Origin of the sequence: Nocardia cyriacigeorgica (genome assembly GCF_010858045.1) — a bacterium.
Taxonomy (GTDB): Bacteria; Actinomycetota; Actinomycetes; order Mycobacteriales; family Mycobacteriaceae; genus Nocardia; species Nocardia cyriacigeorgica_E.
Map to the genome: position 1 here is coordinate 1 of NZ_JAAGVC010000104.1, position 532 is coordinate 532.

1 pseudogene is annotated in these 532 nt (G+C 60.7%); it reads right to left on the minus strand.

Annotation, left to right across the window (positions count from 1 at the left end):
• A pseudogene (locus GV790_RS28895) lies at positions 1 to 234 on the minus strand (hypothetical protein); the annotation flags it as partial.
• Between the last annotated feature and the right edge of the window lie 298 nt (positions 235 to 532).

Sequence of the window (532 nt, forward strand, 5' to 3'; positions counted from 1 at the left end):
CTTCAACTCGCCCTGACCCATCACCTTCGGCTCAGCGGTCAAACCCTCCAGCTCGATAAACCACATCTCGTCGGTGATCTGTTCACCCGCCGGAACCGGCTGATGACGCGACACGAAAAAGATGTCGAACGACGCCCGCTTGCCCTTACCCTCGCTGGCCTCATGCGGATCGGTCACAGTCGCCTTCCACAACGGCATCCCGGTGCCCTCACCCGTCTTCGGGTCGTAATCCACCAACTGCTCCGGTGCCGCTTCGCCAGCTCGGAATAGCTCGGTAGCTGCGTCCGCGCAGGTAAGGCACCGCTGCGGATGTCCCGCGCGATCTCTCCCGCGATGGATACGTACGCAGGCTCACTCATGGCTCTGACTCCTCCGGTCGGCGAACTGCTGGTCATACGCAACTGCGTATACGCACCTCAGGCTACGCCCTCGATCGCGAATCCGCCGCAAGAATCCCCGGGCCGACCTGCGCATACACAGAAAACCTTGTGCGTATACACAGCTGCGTATACGCTGTTGTGTATGCACAGAT